17 protein-coding genes and 5 pseudogenes are annotated in these 20249 nt (G+C 67.2%); 12 read left to right on the top strand and 10 right to left on the bottom strand.

Annotated elements, in window-relative coordinates:
• Positions 1-97: 97 nt before the first annotated feature.
• Complete coding sequence (locus NI18_RS01760; RefSeq protein WP_031395824.1) at positions 98-1588, top strand: replicative DNA helicase; 1491 nt, start codon at positions 98-100, stop codon at positions 1586-1588.
• A gap of 41 nt (positions 1589-1629) precedes the next feature.
• Here NI18_RS01760 and NI18_RS01755 read toward each other — a convergent pair whose 3' ends face one another.
• The 5 genes and pseudogenes from NI18_RS01755 to cobA form a co-directional block, all read right to left on the bottom strand.
• Positions 1630-2382 (bottom strand): phosphoadenylyl-sulfate reductase, encoded by a 753-nt coding sequence (locus tag NI18_RS01755; RefSeq protein ID WP_037527649.1) that lies wholly within the window; start codon positions 2380-2382, stop codon positions 1630-1632.
• Positions 2375-2815 (bottom strand): DUF934 domain-containing protein, encoded by a 441-nt coding sequence (locus NI18_RS01750; RefSeq protein ID WP_031395826.1) that lies wholly within the window; start codon positions 2813-2815, stop codon positions 2375-2377. Before NI18_RS01750 ends, NI18_RS01755 begins: the two co-directional genes overlap by 8 nt.
• A complete protein-coding gene (locus NI18_RS01745; protein WP_031441364.1) occupies positions 2808-4439 on the bottom strand; it encodes a nitrite/sulfite reductase in 1632 nt (543 codons plus the stop codon). The genes NI18_RS01750 and NI18_RS01745 overlap by 8 nt, the downstream gene beginning before the upstream one ends.
• A 282-nt stretch (positions 4440-4721) precedes the next feature.
• Positions 4722-5017, bottom strand: a pseudogene (locus tag NI18_RS01740) (DUF2849 domain-containing protein).
• Positions 5014-5801 (bottom strand): annotated as a pseudogene (gene cobA, locus NI18_RS01735) (uroporphyrinogen-III C-methyltransferase). Before cobA ends, NI18_RS01740 begins: the two co-directional pseudogenes overlap by 4 nt.
• Before the next feature lie 198 nt (positions 5802-5999).
• Between cobA and NI18_RS01730 the strand changes: the two are divergent.
• A pseudogene (locus NI18_RS01730) lies at positions 6000-7816 on the top strand (DUF885 domain-containing protein).
• A 62-nt stretch (positions 7817-7878) separates the two neighbouring features.
• Here the strand turns inward: NI18_RS01730 and astD are convergent.
• Both astD and NI18_RS01720 read right to left on the bottom strand, forming a co-directional pair.
• Positions 7879-9290 (bottom strand): annotated as a pseudogene (gene astD / locus NI18_RS01725) (succinylglutamate-semialdehyde dehydrogenase).
• 69 nt (positions 9291-9359) lie between these two features.
• Positions 9360-10738 (bottom strand): annotated as a pseudogene (locus NI18_RS01720) (protein adenylyltransferase SelO family protein).
• 37 nt (positions 10739-10775) lie between these two features.
• Between NI18_RS01720 and NI18_RS01715 the strand changes: the two are divergent.
• The 3 genes from NI18_RS01715 (at position 10776) to NI18_RS01705 (ending at position 13727) form a co-directional block, all read left to right on the top strand.
• Positions 10776-11657 (top strand): alpha/beta hydrolase, encoded by an 882-nt coding sequence (locus NI18_RS01715; RefSeq protein WP_037527659.1) that lies wholly within the window; start codon positions 10776-10778, stop codon positions 11655-11657.
• An 86-nt stretch (positions 11658-11743) separates the two neighbouring features.
• Positions 11744-12478: an SDR family oxidoreductase gene (locus NI18_RS01710; protein WP_347574783.1), complete on the top strand. Its 735-nt coding sequence runs from the start codon at positions 11744-11746 to the stop codon at positions 12476-12478.
• A 133-nt stretch (positions 12479-12611) separates the two neighbouring features.
• Complete coding sequence (locus NI18_RS01705) at positions 12612-13727, top strand: glycosidase (RefSeq protein ID WP_037527645.1); 1116 nt, start codon at positions 12612-12614, stop codon at positions 13725-13727.
• Between the two features lie 35 nt (positions 13728-13762).
• On the opposite strand, the gene NI18_RS01700 is transcribed toward NI18_RS01705, so the two are convergent.
• Complete coding sequence (locus tag NI18_RS01700) at positions 13763-13969, bottom strand: hypothetical protein (RefSeq protein WP_128082019.1); 207 nt, start codon at positions 13967-13969, stop codon at positions 13763-13765.
• Between the two features lie 139 nt (positions 13970-14108).
• Between NI18_RS01700 and NI18_RS01695 the strand changes: the two genes are divergently transcribed.
• From NI18_RS01695 to NI18_RS01680, 4 genes are all read left to right on the top strand, one after another.
• Complete coding sequence (locus NI18_RS01695) at positions 14109-15245, top strand: glycosyltransferase family 4 protein (protein ID WP_031441355.1); 1137 nt, start codon at positions 14109-14111, stop codon at positions 15243-15245.
• A gap of 68 nt (positions 15246-15313) precedes the next feature.
• The gene (locus NI18_RS01690; protein WP_037527642.1) at positions 15314-16717 is read left to right on the top strand and encodes a nitronate monooxygenase; all 1404 of its coding nucleotides are present in this window, start codon (positions 15314-15316) and stop codon (positions 16715-16717) included.
• Between the two features lie 26 nt (positions 16718-16743).
• Positions 16744-17370 (top strand): LysE family translocator, encoded by a 627-nt coding sequence (locus tag NI18_RS01685; protein WP_037527640.1) that lies wholly within the window; start codon positions 16744-16746, stop codon positions 17368-17370.
• Between the two features lie 121 nt (positions 17371-17491).
• Complete coding sequence (locus NI18_RS01680; RefSeq protein WP_197975206.1) at positions 17492-17740, top strand: hypothetical protein; 249 nt, start codon at positions 17492-17494, stop codon at positions 17738-17740.
• A 47-nt stretch (positions 17741-17787) separates the two neighbouring features.
• Here the strand turns inward: NI18_RS01680 and NI18_RS01675 are convergent, their stop codons facing one another.
• A complete protein-coding gene (locus tag NI18_RS01675; protein WP_031395371.1) occupies positions 17788-17979 on the bottom strand; it encodes a hypothetical protein in 192 nt (63 codons plus the stop codon).
• 91 nt (positions 17980-18070) lie between these two features.
• Complete coding sequence (locus NI18_RS01670) at positions 18071-19093, bottom strand: D-glycerate dehydrogenase (protein ID WP_037527638.1); 1023 nt, start codon at positions 19091-19093, stop codon at positions 18071-18073.
• 162 nt (positions 19094-19255) lie between these two features.
• Between NI18_RS01670 and NI18_RS26220 the strand changes: the two genes are divergently transcribed.
• From NI18_RS26220 to NI18_RS01660, 3 genes are read left to right on the top strand one after another with little or no spacing between them, the layout of a single operon-like run.
• Complete coding sequence (locus tag NI18_RS26220; RefSeq protein WP_306286169.1) at positions 19256-19453, top strand: hypothetical protein; 198 nt, start codon at positions 19256-19258, stop codon at positions 19451-19453.
• Positions 19450-19746, top strand: coding sequence for an SH3 domain-containing protein (locus NI18_RS26215; protein ID WP_306286168.1), 297 nt, complete (start codon positions 19450-19452; stop codon positions 19744-19746). The genes NI18_RS26220 and NI18_RS26215 overlap by 4 nt, the downstream gene beginning before the upstream one ends.
• A gap of 32 nt (positions 19747-19778) precedes the next feature.
• Positions 19779-20246: a GNAT family N-acetyltransferase gene (locus NI18_RS01660; protein ID WP_037527636.1), complete on the top strand. Its 468-nt coding sequence runs from the start codon at positions 19779-19781 to the stop codon at positions 20244-20246.
• The last annotated feature ends 3 nt before the right edge of the window (positions 20247-20249 follow it).

Below are 20249 nucleotides of genomic sequence, written 5' to 3'. Positions count from 1 at the left end.
CACCGGCGGCCGCCGATCGCGGCGGGCTGGTCGACTTATCCCCATCAATCTGGCGCAGTTGGCTTGGAGCGATCGCGCGCAGTGCGTAGAACGCAGTATGGCAACCCTCGCATTCCCCGTCCCCGCCGTGGCCGAACCACAGCAGCTTCCCCGCAACGTCGAGGCCGAAGCCGCGATGCTCGGCGCAATGATGATCGACAACCGGCTCGCCGACGATCTGGTCGACAAGCTCGAACCCACGCATTTCTTCGAACCCGTGCACGGGCGCATCTTCGCCGCGATCAAGACGCTGCGCGGCAACGACATGCTGGTGACGCCGGTCACGCTGCGGCCGATGTTCGACGCGGACGAGGGCATGCGCGAGCTGGGCGGTCCCGCCTATCTGGCCGGCCTCACGGGCAGCGGCGCAGGGCTGATCGGTGCGCGCCAGTTTGCGCAGCAGATCTATGACCTGGCGATGCTGCGTGCGCTCGTCTCGGTTGGCCGCACGCTGGTCGATCGCGCGATGGATACGTCCGAGGAGGTCAATCCGCGCGCGCAGATCGAGCTGGCCGAGGAGGAATTGTTCAAGGTCGCCGCCGATGGCGGGGCGGAAAACTCGGTCAAGACGTTCGCGCAGGCGACCACCGCGGCGGTCAAGATGGCCGAGAGGGCACTCAACTCGGGCGGCAATTTGTCGGGCGTGACGACGGGTATCGACTCGATCAACGCCAAGATCGGCGGCATGCATCACAGCGATCTGATGATCCTCGCCGGGCGTCCGGGCATGGGCAAGACGTCGCTCGCCACCAACATCGCGTTCAACGCCGCGCGGCGCTGGATGCGCGACATGGCCGACGGGATCGCCCCGAAGGATTCGGTCGGCGCGAAGGTCGCGTTCTTCAGCCTCGAAATGTCCGCGGATCAGCTGGCGACGCGTATTCTTGCCGAGCAGTCTCAGATCAGTTCCGAATCGCTCCGCATGGGCAAGATCAGCCGCACCGAGTTCGCGCAGCTCGCGGCCGCGGCGGCCGAGCTCGAGAACCTGCCGCTGTTCATCGACGACACCGGCGGCCTGTCGATCGGCGCGCTGCACACGCGCGTCCGCCGGCTGCAGCGTCGCCACAATAACGAGATCGGGCTGGTGGTGGTCGACTATCTCCAGCTGCTGTCGGGGTCGGGCAAGAGCAAGGACGGCAACCGCGTCCAGGAAATCTCGGAGATTTCGCGTGGGCTCAAGACGCTGGCGAAGGACCTGAACGTCCCGGTGCTGGCGCTGTCGCAGCTGAGCCGCGCGGTCGAAAGCCGCGAGGACAAGACGCCGATGCTGTCAGATCTTCGCGAATCGGGGTCGATCGAGCAGGACGCCGACATGGTCTGGTTCGTGTACCGCGAGGATTATTACGTCGCGTCGAAGGAGCCCAAGCGCCCGGCCGAAGGCGACAGCGCGAAGATCTTCGAGGATCACGCGTCCTGGGCGGCTGAGATGGAGCGGGTCTACGGTCTTGCCGAGCTGATCATCGCCAAGCAGCGCCACGGCGCGACCGGCAAGGTGCGGATGAAGTTCGATCCGACGATCACGAAGTTCTCGGATCTGGCCGAGTATTGAAACTCTGGTGTCCCTCTCCCCCACGGGGAGAGGGACACGGATCAAATGATCGGATCGTAGCCGCCGGGAGCGTGGATGCCGCATTCGACCTTGTCGAAGCTGCGCCAACGCCCCGCGCGCGGATCCTCGCCGGGGGCGACCTTGGTCGTGCAGGGCGCGCAGCCGATCGAGAGATAGCCCTGCGCCTCGAGCGGATGCCGCGGCAGGTCATGCTCGGCGAAATAGGCGTCGAGCTTAGCCTTGTCCCAATCGGCAAGCGGGTTGATCTTCAAACGGCCCTCATCTTCCTCGAACCGCGGCAGCGCGGTGCGCGTGCCCGACTGGAAGCCCTTGCGCCCCGAGATCCACGCGTCGAACGGCGCGAGCGCGCGGCGCAACGGCTCGACCTTGCGCAGGTCGCAGCAGCCATCGGGGTCGTAGGACCAGCGTTCGCCGGCCCGATCCTTGATCGCGAGCAGCCGCGGATCGGGTCTGAACACGCGCAGGTCGGTGAGGCCCAGCCGTTCGGCCAGCGCATCACGATAGGCGAGCGTCTCGCCGAACATCTTCTGCGTGTTCGTGAAGACCACCGGCACGTCGACATCGACCTGCGCGACCATATGCAGCAGCACCGCCGATTCGGCACCGAAGGACGAAACCGACGCGATCCGCCCGGCCAGCTCGCTGGTCAGCAGCTCGCGCAGCATCTGCGCGGCAGGAACGCCGGCGAACCGGTCCTGCATCGCCTGTGCATCCGCCTTGGTGAAGGCGGGGGTGACGTCGATCGTGTCGATCCGGCGGAGCGCTTCACCCATGGCGCAGCTTCCAGACCGGCACGGCGCCGTCCGCCGCCTTCTGATAGGGCGTGTCGTAGCGCGCGAGGCTGGCGCGGAGCACGTCGATATCGATCGGGGCCTCGGGCGCGAAGCTGTCGAAGCCGCAGCGGCGCATCAGCGGAATCTGGTCGACGAGCACGTCGCCCGCCGCACGCAGCTCGCCGGTATAGCCCGCCTCGCGCAGGATCCGCGCCGCGGAATAGCCGCGGCCGTCGCGATAGCCGGGAAAGCTCACCTCGATCAGCGCGAGCTGGTCGATCTGCGGCAACAGCGCGCGCGCATCGTCACCCGCCTCGAGGCGAACGGCCGCCGCATTGCTCTGGCCGATGAACGAATCGAGCGTCACCGCGGGCTCGTCATGCGGCTCGTCGTCGCGGAAGCGGAGCAGCGTCTGGTCCGGATACTCAACCATAGATCGCCTCCTTGAACGTCTCGAAGCCGACGCGGCGGTAGGTGTCGAGGAACCGCTCGCCGGGATCGCGCACCTGGAGATATCGGTCGGTGACGCGTTCGATCGCGTCGACCACGCCGTCCTCCGAGAATCCGGGGCCGGTGATCTTGGCGAGACTGACATCCTCCGCGCCCGATCCGCCGAGCGAGAGCTGGTAATTTTCGGTGCCCTTCTTGTCGACGCCGAGGATGCCAATGTGGCCGGCGTGGTGATGCCCACAGGCGTTGATGCAGCCGCTGATCTTGAGCTTCAATTCGCCCAGGTCGCGCTGGCGATCGAGACTGCCGAAGCGCGTCGCGATCTTCTGTGCGAGCGGGATCGAGCGTGCGTTGGCGAGGCTGCAATAATCGAGACCGGGGCAGGCGATGATGTCGCTGATCAGGTCGAGATTGGCCTCGGCCAGACCGGCCTCGTTCAGCGTCGACCACACCGCGTGCAGATCGGCCATGCGGACGTGCGGCAGGACGATGTTCTGCGCATGCGTGACGCGCAGTTCGTCGAAGCTGTAGCGCGTGCCGAGATCGGCCATCACGTCGATCTGGTCCGCCGACGCATCGCCGGGGATGCCGCCGACGGGCTTCAGGCTGATGTTGACGATCGCATAGCCCGGCTGCTTGTGCGCCTTCACATTCTGGTCGAGCCAGACCGCGAAGTCGGGATCGCTGCGGTCGATCTCGGAGGACGCGTTTTCCTCGAATGCGGGCGCGCCGAAATGGCTCGTGATCCGCTCCAGCTCGGCGCGCGGCGGATCGAGGCCGAGGCCCTTCACTGCGGCGAATTCCTCCTCGACCTGGCGACGATATTCGTCGGGGCCGATCTCGTGCAGCAGGATCTTGATCCGCGCCTTGTAGATATTGTCGCGGCGACCGTAGCGATTGTAGACGCGCAGGCACGCCTCGAGATAGCTCATCAGATCGTCGGCGGGGACGAAATCGCGGATCTCGTGGCTGATCATCGGCGTGCGGCCCATGCCGCCACCGACATAGATCTTCGCGCCGAGTTCACCGTCGCGGACGTGCAGCCCGATGCCGATGTCGTGCAGCCGCATCGCCGCGCGATCCTCGTCCGCCGCGATCACGCAGATCTTGAACTTGCGCGGGAGGTAGGTGAATTCGGGGTGGAACGTGCTCCACTGACGGATCAGCTCGGCCCAGGGGCGCGGATCGGCGACCTCGTCCGCGGCGGCGCCGGCGAACTGGTCGGAACTGATGTTGCGGATGCAGTTGCCCGACGTCTGGATGGCATGCATCTGGACCGTCGACAGCTCTTGGAGGATGTCCGGGGTCTGGTCGAGCTGGATCCAGTTAAACTGGATGTTCTGCCGCGTCGTGAAATGCCCGTAGCCGCGATCATATTTGCGCGCGATGTGGCCGAGCATCCGCATCTGCCGTCCGTCGAGCGTGCCATAGGGCACCGCGACGCGCAGCATATAGGCATGCAGCTGGAGATACAGGCCGTTCATCAGGCGCAGCGGCTTGAACTGGTCCTCGGTCAGCTCGCCCGAGAGGCGGCGGCGGACCTGGTCGCGGAACTCGTCGACGCGCTGGTCGACGATGGCCTGGTCGTATTCGTCGTACTTATACATGGGGGGTTCCCGGTAGAATTTGGTTCACGCGGAGCCTGTCCTGAGCGAAGCCGAAGGGGCGCGATGGCGCGAAGAGATTCAGAAGAATTTTGTTCACGCGGAGGCGCGGAGGCGCGGAGGAGAAAGACGAGGAAGTAACTCCCGCGCCAGCGGGCATCGAATCTGCCTCAATCAGCGAGTGTGAGGGCCGCTGCGCGGCAAGGGAGACACCTCCGCGCCTCCGCGCCTCCGCGCGAACCACCTTCTCACTGCTCTCTTCGCGCCTTCGCGCCATCGCGTGAATCATATAACCCAACTCCCCGCAGCCGGATCGGCCGGCTTGAGCGTAAGGTCGGGCCGCATAGTCGGACCCAAGGCGCGAATGCGATCCTTGATGTGCGCAGGGCGGGGGCCGTCTGCCGTCGCGGTCGCCTCGATCAGATAGGGACGTTGACGCGGCGTGCGCCTTCCTCCGCCTGGAGGATCGATTCACCCGCGACGCCGACATCGGCCGCATCCTCGATGTGACGCGACCAGCCGTCGCCGGTCCACCAGATCACGTCGCCGGTGGGAAGGTCGTTTCCGGTCAGGAGCTTCATGCGGCGGCCTCTGCAATTCGTGCCCAGCGGGCGAGCTTGTCCTGCGCGTCGGAGAGTTCGACGACCTCGCCGACGACGATGATCGCGGGGCTCTTTACCGCCTCGCGCTGCACCATCGGGCCGAGATCGGCGAGCAGGGTCCGCATCGCACGGCTGCCCGATAGCGTGCCGCGCTCGAGCACCGCAACCGGCATGTCGGGCGCGACGCCATCGGCCATCAGCTTGTCGGCGATATCGGTCGCGGTCGCGATCCCCATGTAGATGACGAGCGTACGGCCCTGGCCGGCGAGCCCCGACCAGTCCTGTTCGGTCAGACCCTTGCACTGGCCCGCGACGAAGCTGACCGCGCTCGAATGATCGCGGTGAGTGAGCGGGAGCATCGCCTCGGCCGCGCAACCCAGTGCTGCGGAGACGCCGGGGATCACCTCGACCGGCAGGCCCGCCGCACGTACCGCCTCGACCTCCTCGCCGCCGCGACCGAACACGAACGGATCGCCGCCCTTCAGCCGGACGACGATCGCGCCGGTCTTCACATGCGCGATGATCAGCGCGTTGATCGCCTCCTGCGGCAGCGTGTGGCGCGCGCGCTGCTTGGCGACCGAGATGCGCTGGGCGGCAGGCGGCGCGATGTCGAGCACGCGCGGATCGATCAGCCCGTCATGGACGACGACGTCGCAATCTCGAGCGCGGCGACCGCACGCACGGTCAGCAGCCCGGGATCGCCGGGCCCCGCCCCGACGAGGATGACGCGCCCGCGGGCACCGGGGTCTAGCAAGCTTACCATGTCAGGAAGATGGGCTCTGGGCGGGCGATTGGCGAGCCCAGCATTATTTGCCCCGGGGCTAGTCCTGCTTTCCCACGCGGCGCGGGTGCCATCGCCGGAAACGTGCGCAGGCCCCGGTCACGGGCTGGTGGCGGTGGAATCCGCGCGATAGGAAGGCGCGACAACCGGGTAACCCGGACGCGATGGGGAACTTCGATAATGCGCCTGACCTGCCTTGCCGCCATGTTGCTGGCGACCACCTTCATCGGCGCGGTGCCGGTGTCGAGCCAGGCGCTGCCGCCGCCCGCGCCGATCGCCGGCGACGGCCCCGAGGATGCGAAGCTCAAGCAGCTTTTCTATGCCAGCGACGAGCGCGATCTGAAGAATGATCCGCTGCAGGCCATTTTCCGCGGCGACATGCGCTATGCCGATCGTTTCGGCGAATATCTGACCGATGCGCGCACAGCGCAGGACAAGCGCAACGTCGAGCAGGACCTGGCTGCGATCGCCGCGATCGACCGCAGCAAGCTGACCCGCGTCGACCAGATTGCCTATGACGTGTTCCGCAACGGCCGCGAGGTCGCGCTGCGCGGGTTCGCGCCGAACCTGGTCGCGATCGACCGGTTGCTGCCGCTCAGCCATTTCGGCGGGTTCCAGACCTTCTATCCCGATTTCGCGTCGGGCAAGGGTGGCGCGCCGTTCAAGACGGTCGCGGATTACGAGAATAATCTGCGGCGCAATGCGGGCTATGCCGCGGTCTATGACCGGGCGATCGCGCGGTTCCGCGAGGGCATGGCGAAGGGCGTGACCCAGCCCAAGCTGGTCGTGCGCAACATGATCGGCCAGTTCGACAATCTGATCGCCGAGGGTGTCGAGAAATCGACCATCTACGCCCCGGTGACGATGTTCCCCGCGTCGATCCCTACGGCCGACCGCACGCGCCTGACCGCGGCCTATGCCAAGCAGGTGCGCGAGGTGATCAATCCCGCGCATGTCCGGATGCGCGATTTCCTCGCCAACGAATATCTCGCCAAGCCCGCGACACGGTCGGGCTGTCGGCGCTGCCGGGCGGGGCCGCGCTTTATGCCCAGCGGATCGAGGACAGCACGACGCTGCCGCTAGAGCCCGAGGCGGTGCATCAGCTCGGCCTGTCCGAGGTCGCGCGGATCACGCAGGCGATGGAGGCGCAGAAGGCCGCGGTCGGGTTCAAGGGCACGCTCGCCGCCTTCTTCGACCATCTGCGCACCGATCCTCGCTTCCAGCCCAAGTCGGCGGCGGCGGTGCGCGAGGGCTATGAGGAGATCGGCAAACGGGTCAACGCGCGCATCGCGACGCAATTCTCGCTGGTGCCCAAAAGTCCGCTCGAGATCCGCGCGGTGCCCGATTTCCGGGCGAAGACCGATGCGGCGGGGTCGTATCAGCAGGGGACCCCCGACGGCACGCGGCCGGGGATCTTCTACTACAACACCTATGACCTGCCGACGCGGTATCTGTGGGGGATGGAGACGCTCTACCTGCACGAGGCGGTGCCGGGCCATCATTACCAGATCAGCCTCGCGCAGGAGAATGTCGCGCTCCCCGCGTTCATCCGGTTCGGCGGCAACACCGCCTATGTCGAGGGCTGGGCGCTCTATGCCGAGACCTTGTGGAAGGAACTGGGCGTCGAAAGCGATCCCTATCAGCGGATGGGCGGCCTGAACGACGAGATGCTGCGCGCGATGCGGCTGGTCGTCGATACCGGCATCCACGCCAAGGGGTGGAGCCGCGACCAGGCGATCGCCTATATGCTCGCCAATTCGCCGATGGGGCGGACCGACGCGACCGCCGAGGTCGAGCGGTACATCTCTATTCCCGGCCAGGCGCTGGCGTACAAGATCGGCCAGCTGACGATCCTCAGGATGAAGGCCAAGGCGCAGGCGGCGCAGGGCGCCGCGTTCGATCCGCGCGCCTTCCATGCGCAGGTGCTCGATACGGGGGCACTGCCGATGCCGGTGCTGGAGAAGAAGATCGACGACTGGCTGGGCGGGGCGAAGTAAGCCCCATGATCCTCCCCCTGGCGGGGGAGGATTTCAGTGCGGCTTTAGGCCCGCTACCCGCCTCAGCCGTCGCGCAGGCCGATGCCGATGCTGGCCCGCGCGCTTTCGGATTCGCTGCTGACGACCGGATAGGCGCAATAGTCGGCGGCGTAATAGGCGCTGGGGCGGTGGTTGCCCGACCAGCCGACGCCGCCGAACGGCGCGCCCGATGAGGCACCGTTGGTGGGCTTGTTCCAGTTGACGATCCCGGCGCGGATATTGGCCCAGAACCGGTCGTAGAGCGCGGGCGTCTGGCTGATCAGCGCGGCGGACAGGCCATAGCGGGTGTTGTTCGCCTCGGCGATCGCGGCGTCGAAATCATCGGTGCGGAAGACCTGCAGGATCGGCCCGAACAGCTCGAGATCGGGGCGCTCCGCCATGTCGGTGACGTCGATCATCGCCGGGCGCAGGAAGGGCAGCGTATCGACCGGGCGTTCGAGATGCCGGATCGGCCGGCCGCCGCGCATCAGCAGCTCGAGAAAGCTCTCGGTCAGCTGGTCCGCCGCCTGGTTGTCGATCACCGGGCCCATGAACGGCGCCGGGTTCGCATGCGGCTCGTCGACGATGATCCGCGCAATCATCCGCTCGATCGTGTCGAGCAGCGGCTGGGCGAGCCGTTCCTGGACGATCAGCCGGCGCGCGGCGGTGCAGCGCTGGCCGGCGGTGGTGAAGGCGGACTGGACGACGAGCACCGCCGCGGTGTGCAGGTCCGGCGTGTCCCAGACCATGATCGGGTTGTTGCCGCCCATTTCGAGCGCGAGGATCTTCTCGGGCTTCTCGGCAAAGGCGCGGTTGAGCGCGAGGCCGGTCTGGGCCGAACCGGTGAAGAGCAGGCCGTCGATATCGGGATGCGCGGCCAGCGCCTTGCCCTCCGCGGGGCCGCCGACGAGCAGCCGGATACAGTCCTCGGGCACACCCGCGGCGCGGTAGCACTCGACGAGGAACGCGCCCGATGCGGGGGTCTTTTCGGACGGCTTGAAGACGACCGCGTTGCCGGCGATCAGGGCGGGGACGATGTGGCCGTTGGGGAGATGTGCCGGGAAGTTATAGGGGCCGAGCACCGCGAGCACGCCGTGCGGCTTATGGCGCAGCGCGACGCGGCTGTTCATCGGCGCCTCCATCCGGCGCTGCGCAGTGCGTTCGGCATAGGCGCTGACCGAGATGTCGACCTTGGCGATCACCGTCTCGACCTCGCCGCGCGCTTCCCAGATCGGCTTGCCCGTCTCGCGCGCGATCAGGTCGGTGAACGCGTCGTTGCGCTGGCGGACGACATTGGCGAACCGGCGCATCGTCTCGATCCGGAACGCGAGCGGCTTGGAGGCCCAGCCGGCCCAGCCCGACCGCGCGGTCGCCACTTCGGTATCGACATCCCCGATCGGTGACGCCACAACAGCGTACCGGTTGCGGGTTCGTAGGAGAGGATCTCATCGGCCATATCGGGCTCTTGCCCCAATTTTAGAAGAGTTTCCACCACCCGCCGCACCGTCGGCCGCGGCACCCGCGTTCAGGCAAGCGCCTCGCCCATCGCCCGGATCGCCGCGACCTTCGCAGTAAGACGGCTCCAGTCGTCGCGTCGGCGATCGGCGCCCAGATCGATTCCACCTCGTCGATCAGCAGGCTGCACGGCGTGCCCGACCAATAGGGATGGCTGCGATCCTTGCGCGCTGCATAGCCGCCGAGCGCGGCGCGGACCTCGTCCCATTCGGGACCGTAGCTTGCGGGCAGCTCGCCGCCGAAGGCATCGAAGAAGAACCGGTCGATACCCGTCCCGCTGGTCCGCAGCGCGCGTTCGATCGCCTGGACGAGCGCGCGGTCACTGTCCGGATCGCGCGGGCGGACGCCCAGCCGCCACAGGATCGCCGCGCCCACTTCGGTCTGATAGGCGGGGCCGAAACCGTCGAGCGCGGCGATCAGCGGATCGCTCTCGGCGATCGTGCGCAGCGATACCGCGAGCTGCATCACGTCCCAGTGGATCGCCTCGGGCTGGCGACCAAAGGCGTACAGCCCCTGATGATCAAAATAGGCGGCGGTAAAGCCCGGGTCCCAGGTCGGCGCGAACCGCCACGGGCCATAGTCGAAGCTTTCGCCGGTGACGTTGATGTTGTCCGAATTGAGCACGCCGTGGACGAAGCCCGCGGCCATGTAGCGCGCCGCGAGCCGCGCGGTCCGCGCGACGACGAGCGCGAGGAGGCGGACCGGATCGTCGCCTTCCCCGTTCCCGTCCTCGTCGAACAGGTTGCGCAGCGTATAGCCGACCAGCCGGCGTAGGGCGCCGTCGTCGCGATGATAGGCGAGGCGCTGGAACGTGCCGATCCGGACATGGCTGTGGCTGAGCCGGACCATGACCGCGGAGCGGGTCGGGCTCGGCTCGTCGCCGCGCTGCAGGTCTTCGCCCGTCTCGATAAGCGAGAGCGTGCGCGAGGTCGGGACGTTCAGCGCCTCGAGCATCTCGGTCGCGAGGATCTCGCGAACGCCACCTTTCAGCGTGAGCCGACCATCGCCCGCGCGGCTCCACGGCGTCTGCCCCGAGCCCTTGGTGCCGAGATCCATCAGGCGGCCGCGATCGTCGCGCATCTGGGCAAAGGTGAAACCGCGACCGTCGCCCAGATCGGGATTGTAATTGCGGAACTGATGACCGTGATAGCGCAACGCTAGCGGGCCGGGCAGCGTGTCCGGCAACGGCGCGAACCGGCCGAAATGGCGGGTCCATTCGTCGTCGTCGAGCGCCGCCAGACCGACCTGTGCGGCGGCGCGATCGTTGCGGAAGCGGAGCTGGGTGCGGGGGAAATCGGCCGCCGCGACCGGATCGAAGAACGGGTCGCCCAGGTCGAGCAACGTGGTTTCGGGGCGATAGGCGGGGAAGGCTTGCGGGTCGATGGGCATGCGGCGATATGGTGGCCGCTACCCGAAGGACGCAACCATGGCCGCTTACGAAAACCTCTATTGGTGGTCCAGGGACGGGCTGCGGCTGCACGCACGCGACTATCCGGGCGGCGGCGATGGCCGTCCGCCGATCCTGTGCCTGCCGGGGCTGACACGCAACGCGCGCGATTTCGATGCGCTCGCGGCGCGGCTGGCGGGACGCTGGCGGCTGATCGGGATCGATTTCCGCGGGCGCGGCGAGAGCGCCTATGCCAAGGATCCGATGTCCTATGTCCCGCTGACCTATGTCCAGGATGTCGAGGCGTTGCTGGCCGAGCATGGCATCGACCGTTTCGTCGCGTTCGGGACGTCGCTCGGCGGGATCGTCACGATGCTGATGGCGGGGCCGGCGCGCGGGCGAATCGCAGCCGCTTTGCTCAACGATGTCGGACCCGAGATCGACGCGCAGGGCCTGTCGCGGATCCGCGGCTATGTCGGCAAGGCGAGCGTCTTTCCGACCTGGATGCATGCCGCGCGCTGTGTGTCGGAGAGCAATGCCGACGTCTATCCCGACTGGACGATCGAGGACTGGCTGGCGATGGCCAAGCGCATCTACCGGCTGAACAGCTCGGGCCGGATCGTGCTCGATTACGACCTGAAGATCGCCGAACCGTTCCGCGTGCCGGGCAGCGAGGCCGGGCCGGACATGTGGCAGGCGCTGGCGGGCCTGCGCGAGATCCCGACGCTGATCGTGCGCGGTGGCCGGTCCGACCTGTTGTCCGCCGCGATCGCGGACAGGATGGTCGCATCGCTCGACCGCGCGACGCTCGTCACCGTGCCCGGGGTCGGTCATGCCCCAACGCTGAGCGAGCCGATCGTCCAGGCGCCGATCGACGAGCTGCTGGCGCAGGTGCTTGAGGGGGATGCTGTCCGCGCCTAGGGGACGGGGACGGGGCGTCGCAGCGACGCCTCGTCCCGCCTGCTCGATGACCGGAACAGCTTATGACCGCACCTGCCGACCTTCATGTGAATCATCGCTCCCTCGAGGGTCGACGCGCGATCATCACGGGAGGGACGACGGGCATCGGCCGGGCGATCGCGGTGCTGCTCGCGGCGGGGGGCGCCAAAGTCTATATCTGCGGTCACGATGCGGGTCATCTCGAGGACGCGCTCGTTTGCATCCGCGAGGTTGGCGAAGGCGACGGGATGGTCACCGAGCTTGCCGATCCGGACAAGGTCCGCGCCTTTTTCGATGCCGGCGAGGCGTATCTGGGCGGGTTCGACATCACCGTCGTCAACGCCTCGATCGCTGCGGGCGGGCTGACGCAGATGGACGAAGACGCGCTGCGCTACGCGATCGCGGTCAATTTCACCGCCTATCTGCTCAGCGCGCATCACGCCGCGCACCGGATGACGCCGATCGGCGACCTCGTCCTCATCGGGTCGCTCAGCGCGCATATCCTCGGGCCGAGCTCGACCGTCTATGCGGGCATCAAAGCGGGTATCGCCGGTTTCGCCGAGGCGCTGCGCCGCGAGCTGGGGCCCAAGGGGATCCGGGTGTCGCTGATCGAGCCCGGCAAGGTCGGCTCCAACATGCAATATCCCGACGTGCCCGACGAAAAGCAGCGGGAAATGATCGCGGCGGAGCAGATGCTGCGCGGCGAGGACATCGCTGCGGGCGTCGAGTTCCTGCTGACGCAGCCGACGCGCAGTGTGATCCAGCAGCTCGTCATCGTGCCCCGCGCGTTGGAGGGGGAATAGCGACACCGCTCACCCGTCCCGTTCGTGCTGAGCGAAGTCGAAGCACCTCCGCTCGGGGCATGCCCTTCGACTTCGCTCAGGGCGAACGGGCATGGTGCGGGGCGGCCAAACAACCAGAATTTAGGAGAATAGCATGTTCGATCAGCTCGTCTTCACTCCCGCCGACATCGACCTGTCGCGCTCGCCGCTGGCGGGCAAGGTCGGGGCCGAGACCTATGTGCTCGGTGCGTTCAATCCGGGGATGACGCGGCTGGCGAACGGCAATCTGCTGCTGATGGTGCGCGTGGCCGAGGCGTTGCGCGAGCCGCTCAAGGGCGGGAATGTCCATGCGATCCGCTGGCAGGACGGCGCCTATCTGCGCGATGCGTGGCCGTTGCAGATGGTCGACACCAAGGATCCGCGCAAATTCCTGATCCCCGGCGGCGGATGGAAGGTGATGGCGCTGACCTCGCTGTCCTGGCTGCTACCGGTCGAGCTCGACGCGGAGGGCCGTTCGGTCGTCGCGGTCCATTACGACAAGGCGATCGCGCCGCGCACGCCCTATCAATGCTACGGCGTCGAGGATGCCCGAATCTCGAAGGTCGGCGACCGCTATCTGATGACGACCTGTTCGGTCAGCCCGGAACGGCATTCGACCACGCTTTATTCGTCCGCCGATGCGCTCGACTGGCAGCTCGAGGGGATCGTGCTCGATCACCAGAACAAGGACATGCTGATCTTCGAAGGGCTGATCGGCGGGCAATATTGGGCGCAGACGCGGCCGCTCGGCGATCTGTACTTCGCCTATCCGCCGGGCAGCGAATGGCGCGCCGGGCCGTCGATCAACCTGTCGCGCTCGCCCGATGCGCTCCACTGGAAGCCGCATGACAAGCCCGGCATCCGCCCTCACGCCGCCACGGTCTCGACCGCGCGGATGGGCGGCGGGACACCACCGATCCTGACCGATCGCGGCTGGCTGAGCCTGTGGCACGGCGTCGAGCCGTCGGGCGTGGTCGGCATCTACCGCACCTATTGGTCGATCCTCGACAAGGGCGACCCGTCGATCACGATCGCGACCCAGCACGCGCCGCTGCTCGAGGCGAACCCCGCGCTGACCGAACCGCTCAAGGACCAGATGTACGTCGACAATGTCGTCTTCACGACGGGCATTGCGGACGCGGGCGACTTCTACGTGGTGGCGAGCGGCGAGGCGGACCTGGCGTGCCGGATCACCCACATCGCGAAGACTGCGTTCGACCCGCCCGCCTGATGCGGTTCGTGGCGTATTTTGGTGGGGAGCGGACCTTACCTCTCCAAGGCTGACACAAGACTGGTGAAAGCATCTACGTTCGCTTTCTGATGCGAAAGCACCCCGGCAGTAATATCCTGCGTAGTGCCATCCGGCATGACAAGCTGTGCCTTCACTCCGCCGTTACTGAAGAGATCGACCTGTCGCAGAGATTCTTTGCGCTGCTCGTTCGCCCATTTGATCAAGTCATCCAGTGTTTTCACCGTCCGCCCCCCTCCGTTGTCGGCATCATAGCACGGCATGAAATTATGCTTCTAGTGTCCGCAAGTGGGCGGAAGCTGACAGCAATCCAGCGCGCCTGCTCCCTTGAAACCCCGGCGGGAAATCGGCATCGCGTCGGGCATGGCCGCACCCGTCAACATCCTGCATCTCCACTCCTCGTTCGACCTCGGCGGGAAGGAGGCGCGGGCGGTGCGGTTGATGAATGCGTTCGGCGATCGCGCCAAGCATACCATCGTGTCGGGCGTGCCCGATGCGCTGGGCGCGCAGGCGTCGATCGCCAAGGGGATCCGCTACGAGATCGCGCAGAACCCGCCGCCGCTGACGGGCAAGCCGTCGGTCGCGCGCTACGAGGCGATCGCGCAATATATGCGGCGGTTCGACCTGGTGCTGAGCTATAACTGGGGGGCGATCGACGGGGCGATGGCGCGCCGCGCGTTCGGCAAGGGCGCACCGCCGCTGGTCCACCACGAGGACGGGTTCAACGCCGACGAGGCGGGCGGGCTGAAGATCGAGCGCAACATCTATCGCCGGCTCGCGCTGGGTGCGGCACATGCGCTGGCGGTCCCGTCCGAGGTACTCGAGGCGATCGCGCTGAAGACCTGGAAACAGCCGCGCGAGCGGGTGCACCGGATCGTGAACGGCATCGGCACCGCCTATTATGCGCAGAAGCCCGAACCCAAGGCGATCCCGGGGTTCGTGCCGAAGGCGAAGGAGGTCGTCATCGGCGCGCTGGCGGGTCTGCGCGAGGTGAAGGACCTCACCGCACTGGTGCGTGCGGTCGGCGGCGTGTCGGGGCGGGTGCGGCTGGTGATCGTCGGCGAAGGACCCGAACGCGCGCGGATCGCGCAGGCGGCCGCCGCGATGGGGATGGCCGACACGCTCGTCCTGCCGGGATTTCTCGATCGGCCCTATCGTTATATCGGGCATTTCGACATCCTCGCTCTGTCGTCGCGCAGCGAGCAGTTTCCGATTTCGGTGGTCGAGGCGATGGCCGCCGGCCTGCCGATCGCGAGCTATCCGGTCGGCGACGTCGCGCGGATGGTCGCGCCCGAAAACCTGCCGTTCATCACCGAGGCGCCGAGCGAGGTGCGGCTGCGCGATGCGTTGCAGGCGCTGGTCGCGGATCCCGCGCTGCGCGCGTCGATCGGGGCGGCGAATCAGCGGCGCGCGCGGGCCGAATTCGACGAATCGGTGATGATCGCGCGCTACCGTGCGCTGTACGAAGAGGCGCTCGGCAGACCCGGCGCGCTAACCTAGGTCTTAATTTGCTCGCACGCTGCGTCCTTGCGATATAGGGGGCCGTATTTTCCGGGAGAGGTGACGTCGTGTTCAAGGGCCTGAAGCCTATCGTCTATAACGGTCGCGAAGTGTGGCCGCTGGTGGAAGGCGGCAAGGGAGTCGCGGCGACCAACCATGCGTCGGCCGGAGCCTGGGCCGCCGCGGGTGGCATCGGCACGGTTTCTGCCGTGAATGCCGATAGTTACGATCCAGAGGGCAAGATCATCCCGCAGGTCTATGCCGCGCTGACGCGGCGTGACCGGCATGAGGAGCTGGTCCAGTATGCGATCGACGGTGCGGTCCAGCAGGTCGAGCGCGCCTATGAGATCGCCGACGGCAAGGGCGCGATCAACATCAACGTGCTGTGGGAAATGGGCGGCGCGCAGCGGATCCTGCACGGCGTGCTCGAGCGGACGCGCGGCAAGGTGGCGGGCGTCACCTGTGGCGCAGGCATGCCCTACAAGCTCAGCGAGATCACCGCGTCCTACGGCGTCAGCTACCTGCCGATCGTCAGTTCGGGGCGGGCGTTCCGTGCGCTGTGGAAGCGCGCCTATTCGAAGGCGGCACAGTGGCTGGCGGCAGTCGTGTACGAGGATCCTTGGCTCGCGGGCGGGCATAACGGCCTGTCGAATGCCGAGGATCCGCTGAAGCCGCAGGATCCCTATCCTCGCGTGAAGGAACTGCGCGACGTGATGCGCGAGGGCGGTATTTCGGACGATGTGCCGATCGTGATGGCGGGCGGCGTCTGGTATCTGCGCGACTGGAACGACTGGATCGACAATCCCGAACTCGGCACGATCGCGTTCCAGTTCGGTACCCGCCCGCTGCTGACGCGCGAAAGCCCGATCCCGCAGGGGTGGAAGGACGCGCTGACGAAGATCGAGGAAGGCGATGTGCTGCTGCACAAATTCTCGCCGACCGGTTTCTATTCCTCGGCGGTGCGCAACCCGTTTCTGCGTAGCCTCGAGGCGCGGTCCGAACGCCAGATCGCGTTCTCGACGCAGGAGGCGGGCGACCACATCTTCCAGCTCGACGTCGGCGTGAAGGGCAAGAATTTCTGGGTAACGCGCAACGACCTGCTGCGCGCACGCCAGTGGTTCGGCGAAGGCTATACCGACGCGCTCAAGACCCCGGACAACACGCTCGTCTTCGTCGGCCCCGAGGAGAAGGGCATGATCCGCAAGGACCAGGCCGACTGCATGGGCTGCCTGTCGCAATGCTCCTTCTCGAGCTGGGCGGATACCGAGACCAACTCGACGGGGCGGCTCGCCGACCCGCGCAGCTTCTGCATCCAGAAGACGCTGCAGGATATCGCGCATGGCGGCGACATCGACCAGAACCTGATGTTCGCCGGCCATGCGGCGTATAACTTCAAGAAGGACCCGTTCTATTCCAACGGGTTCGTGCCGAGCGTCGGGCAGCTGGTCGATCGGATCCTGACCGGCGACTGAGCCGGTCAGGCTAGGGGGGCAAAGGCATGACGCTGCATGCGTGGACGGTGTTCCTAGTCGCGGTGATCCTGTTGTGCGGCACGCCGGGGCCGAACATGCTGCACGTCATGACGCGCAGCATGACCTTCGGCGCGCGGCGCAGCCTGGCGGCGATGGCGGGGTGCCTGACCGCGCTGGTCCTCGTCCTCGCGGCATCGGCGGCGGGCGTCGCGGCTTTGCTGACTGCCTGGCCGCGGGTGTTTGATGCGCTGCGCTATGCCGGCGTCGCCTATCTGATCGTGCTGGGGATCAAGGCGTGGCGCAGTGCGGGCGGGCCAGTCGATCTGGGCGCCGACACGCTGCCGCGCACGATGTCGGCCGCACGACTGTTCCGCGGCGGGTTCGTGATCGGGATCAGCAATCCCAAGCTGCTGCTGTTCGCCGCCGCCTTCCTGCCGCAGTTCGTCAACCGCGCCGCGCCGCAGGGGCCGCAGTTCGCGATCCTCGTCGTCACCTTCGCGGTGGTCGAAAGCCTCTGGTATGCGGTCTATGCGATGAGCGGGCGGACGCTGGCGCGGCATCTGACGCGACCGGCACTGCGGCGCGCCTTCGACCGGGCGACGGGGGCGGTGTTCGTCGGCTTCGGTCTCGCGCTGCTCGGAACGCGCGTCTGACGCGGCGGCTGAGGTTGCCGATTGGCGGGATAGCGCGCATACCGTGCGCATTGCGGCGCTTCATTCGGGCAAGCCACGACTGAGAGACGTATCGCGCTCCCGCTCCTGCCGGGATTATCAGATGACCACCACGCCCAGCGCCGATGTTGCGCCCATTTCGCGTGCGATGAACGTACGCGTCACCGAGGCCCAGGCCGTCGCGATGTGCGCCAAGCACAAGGCCGAGATCAGCGCGATAGAATCGCTGCCGTCGGGGGGGACACGGATCGTCCTGATGAACATTGCGGATGCCGCGACCGTCGCCAAGGCGTTCGGGTCGAAGGTCCTGACGGGCACCGTCCAGCGGACCGGCTGGATCCGCGCACGGTGATTTGAGGGGCGACGCGCGGACCTTCAGGCCCGCGCGCGCCAGACGTTTCAGTCAGCGACCGTGCCGACCACCGCACCGCCGGCACCACCGACCGCTGCGCCCTTTTCGACACTACCGCCCGTCGCCGCGGCGACACCCGCACCGCCCGCAGCACCGATGCCTGCGCCCTTGAGCGTCGAGCAGGCGCTCATCGACACGGCGGACGCGATCAGCAGCGCGGAAACAGCAATCTTCTTCATGGGATACTCCTCTTTCTCTCCGGGGGTATCCAACAAATGCCGCACTGCGGAATCGGTTCCGGGCACAGGCGCGGGGACGGGTGAGGGACAGTCAGGCCCAGCCTTCGAGCACCTGATCGGGCGGGCGGTGGCCATCGGCCCACATCCGGATGTTCTGGATCACCTTCTCGCCTGTCGCGATCCGCCCCTCGAACGTCGCCGATCCCATGTGCGGGAGCATCACGACGTTATCGAGCGCGAGCAGCCGCGGATCGATCTGCGGCTCGTGGCGCCAGACATCGAGCCCGGCACCGGCGAGCCGGCCCGCCTCGAGCGCGTCGACCAGCGCGGTCTCGTCGACCACGCCGCCGCGCGAGGCGTTGATGAGGAAGACGTGCGGGCGCATCAGCGCGATCCGGCGCGCGTCGATCATGTCCCGGCTGTCGGCGTTCAGCGGGGTGTGGATCGTCACGATGTCGACTGCGCCGAGCAGCTCGTCGAGCGAGGGGTGCCACGTCGCCCCGAGCGCCTGTTCGAGTGCGACGGGGAGGCGGCGGCGATTGTTATAGTGGATCGAGAGGCCGAATGCGGCGGCACGGCGCGCGACCGCCTGTCCGATCCGGCCCATCCCGACGATGCCGAGTGCCTTGCCGCCGATCCGGTGGCCCAGCATCCCGCCGGGGCTCCAGCCGGTCCATGCGCCCGAACGGACGAGCTTCTCGCCCTCCGCCAGCCGCCGCGGCACCGACAGGATCAACGCCATCGTCATGTCCGCGGTGTCTTCGGTCAGCACCCCCGGCGTGTTGGTGACGATGATCCCGCGCGCACGCGCCGCCTTCAGGTCGATATGGTTCACGCCCGCGCCGTAATTGGCGATCAGGCGAAGGCGATCGCCCGCGCCGGCGATCAGCGCGGCGTCGATATCGTCGGTCACGGTCGGGACCAGCACGTCGCAATCGGCCATCGCGGCGGCCAACTGGTCGCGGCTGAGCTTGGCATCGCCGTGGTTGTTGGTCGTGTCGAACAGCGCCGCCATACGGTCCATGACCGCATCGGCGAGTTCGCGCGTGACGACCACCTTGGGGTTGGGGCAGCGCCGGGTGTCGGGCCGGCTATCGGGGCGTGGATCGGGCATGACTGTGGCTTGGCGAACGTCATCCACGGCGTCAACGATGGAGCGGCAAAACCGCGCTGCCATCCGTGGAACGGCGGCGCGCACGCTTAGCAGTTGAAACCGCCGCCGCGGTGGCGATAGAGCTTGGCCGGACACGAACCGCGTCGGCAACAGGACATCAGCATGCGCATTCTCGCCTTCGGGCTCGCCGCCCTCGTCACGGCGGCGCTGGGCACCGAGCCTGCCGCCGCCGCGGATCCGGTGCGCAAACTCCCTTATTATGCCTCGATCTCGGCGGGGCGCGCGCGGTTGCGGACCGGCCCGGCACGCGCCTATCCCGCCAGCTGGCTGTATCAGCGTGCGACCTGCCCGTGCGCGTGATCGCGATCCACAAGGAATGGCGCAAGATCGCCGATCCGGACGGCACCGAAGGCTGGATGCAGGCCAATCTGATGAGCAGCACGCGCACCGCGATCGTACGCGGCACCACCCCGATCGCGATCCTCGACCGCCCGAGCGAAAGCGGACGCCTGCAATGGCGCGCGGCCCCCGGCGTCGTCGGTCGGCTGAGCCAGTGCGGCAATGGGTGGTGCAAGATGGACATCAAGGGACAGGCCGGTTTCGTGCGCGTCGACGCGCTGTGGGGAGTCGACGCGGACGAAGCGCTGCCCTGAGCGATGACGCGCCGTCGCATCCGGATCGCGTCATGCGGATAGAGCGCGACGATCTGACGCGCGACGCGGTCGTCGATCTGGTCGCGCTGCACCAGCGCGCCGCGCATGCCAATTCGCCGCCGGGCTGTGTCTTTGCCCTCGACCTCGCCGGCCTGCGCGATCCGTCGGTGGTGGTGTGGTCGGCCTGGGACGGGGCGGGGGGCGAGTCGACGCTGCTCGGGATCGTCGCGATGAAGCGGCTCGACGCGGGGCATTGCGAGCTGAAATCGATGCGGACGCATCCCGACCATGTACGCCGCGGCGTCGGCGCGGCGCTGCTGGAGCATGCGATCCGCCATGCCAGAGACATGGGCGCGACCCGGATCAGCCTCGAGACCGGGAGCAACGCCGCCTATGCCGCAGCGCGCGCGCTGTACGAGCGCGCCGGCTTTGTCCGCTGTAAGCGGTTCGGGTCTTATCCGCCCTCGCGGTTCAGCCGATATTACACGCTGGATCTCTGACGG

The organism is Sphingomonas sp. Ant20, from assembly GCF_000783375.1.
In the GTDB taxonomy this organism is placed as follows: domain Bacteria; phylum Pseudomonadota; class Alphaproteobacteria; order Sphingomonadales; family Sphingomonadaceae; genus Sphingomonas; species Sphingomonas aerolata.
Note: the sequence above shows the minus strand (reverse complement) of the source record. Positions and strands in the feature narration are given on the sequence as shown.

Excerpts from the sequence above, each read along its gene's own strand:
- NI18_RS01705 (WP_037527645.1), top strand. The coding sequence starts at position 12,612 with ATGTTCGATCAGCTCGTCTTCACTCCCGCCGACATCGACCTGTCGCGC.
- NI18_RS01695 (WP_031441355.1), top strand. The coding sequence starts at position 14,109 with ATGGCCGCACCCGTCAACATCCTGCATCTCCACTCCTCGTTCGACCTC.
- NI18_RS01680 (WP_197975206.1), top strand. The coding sequence starts at position 17,492 with ATGACCACCACGCCCAGCGCCGATGTTGCGCCCATTTCGCGTGCGATG.
- NI18_RS01660 (WP_037527636.1), top strand. The coding sequence starts at position 19,779 with ATGCGGATAGAGCGCGACGATCTGACGCGCGACGCGGTCGTCGATCTG.
- NI18_RS01755 (WP_037527649.1), bottom strand. The coding sequence starts at position 2,382 with ATGGGTGAAGCGCTCCGCCGGATCGACACGATCGACGTCACCCCCGCC.
- NI18_RS01675 (WP_031395371.1), bottom strand. The coding sequence starts at position 17,979 with ATGAAGAAGATTGCTGTTTCCGCGCTGCTGATCGCGTCCGCCGTGTCG.
- NI18_RS26220 (WP_306286169.1), top strand. The coding sequence starts at position 19,256 with ATGCGCATTCTCGCCTTCGGGCTCGCCGCCCTCGTCACGGCGGCGCTG.
- NI18_RS01760 (WP_031395824.1), top strand. The coding sequence starts at position 98 with ATGGCAACCCTCGCATTCCCCGTCCCCGCCGTGGCCGAACCACAGCAG.
- NI18_RS01715 (WP_037527659.1), top strand. The coding sequence starts at position 10,776 with ATGGCCGCTTACGAAAACCTCTATTGGTGGTCCAGGGACGGGCTGCGG.
- NI18_RS01745 (WP_031441364.1), bottom strand. The coding sequence starts at position 4,439 with ATGTATAAGTACGACGAATACGACCAGGCCATCGTCGACCAGCGCGTC.
- NI18_RS01685 (WP_037527640.1), top strand. The coding sequence starts at position 16,744 with ATGACGCTGCATGCGTGGACGGTGTTCCTAGTCGCGGTGATCCTGTTG.
- NI18_RS01670 (WP_037527638.1), bottom strand. The coding sequence starts at position 19,093 with ATGCCCGATCCACGCCCCGATAGCCGGCCCGACACCCGGCGCTGCCCC.
- NI18_RS01750 (WP_031395826.1), bottom strand. The coding sequence starts at position 2,815 with ATGGTTGAGTATCCGGACCAGACGCTGCTCCGCTTCCGCGACGACGAG.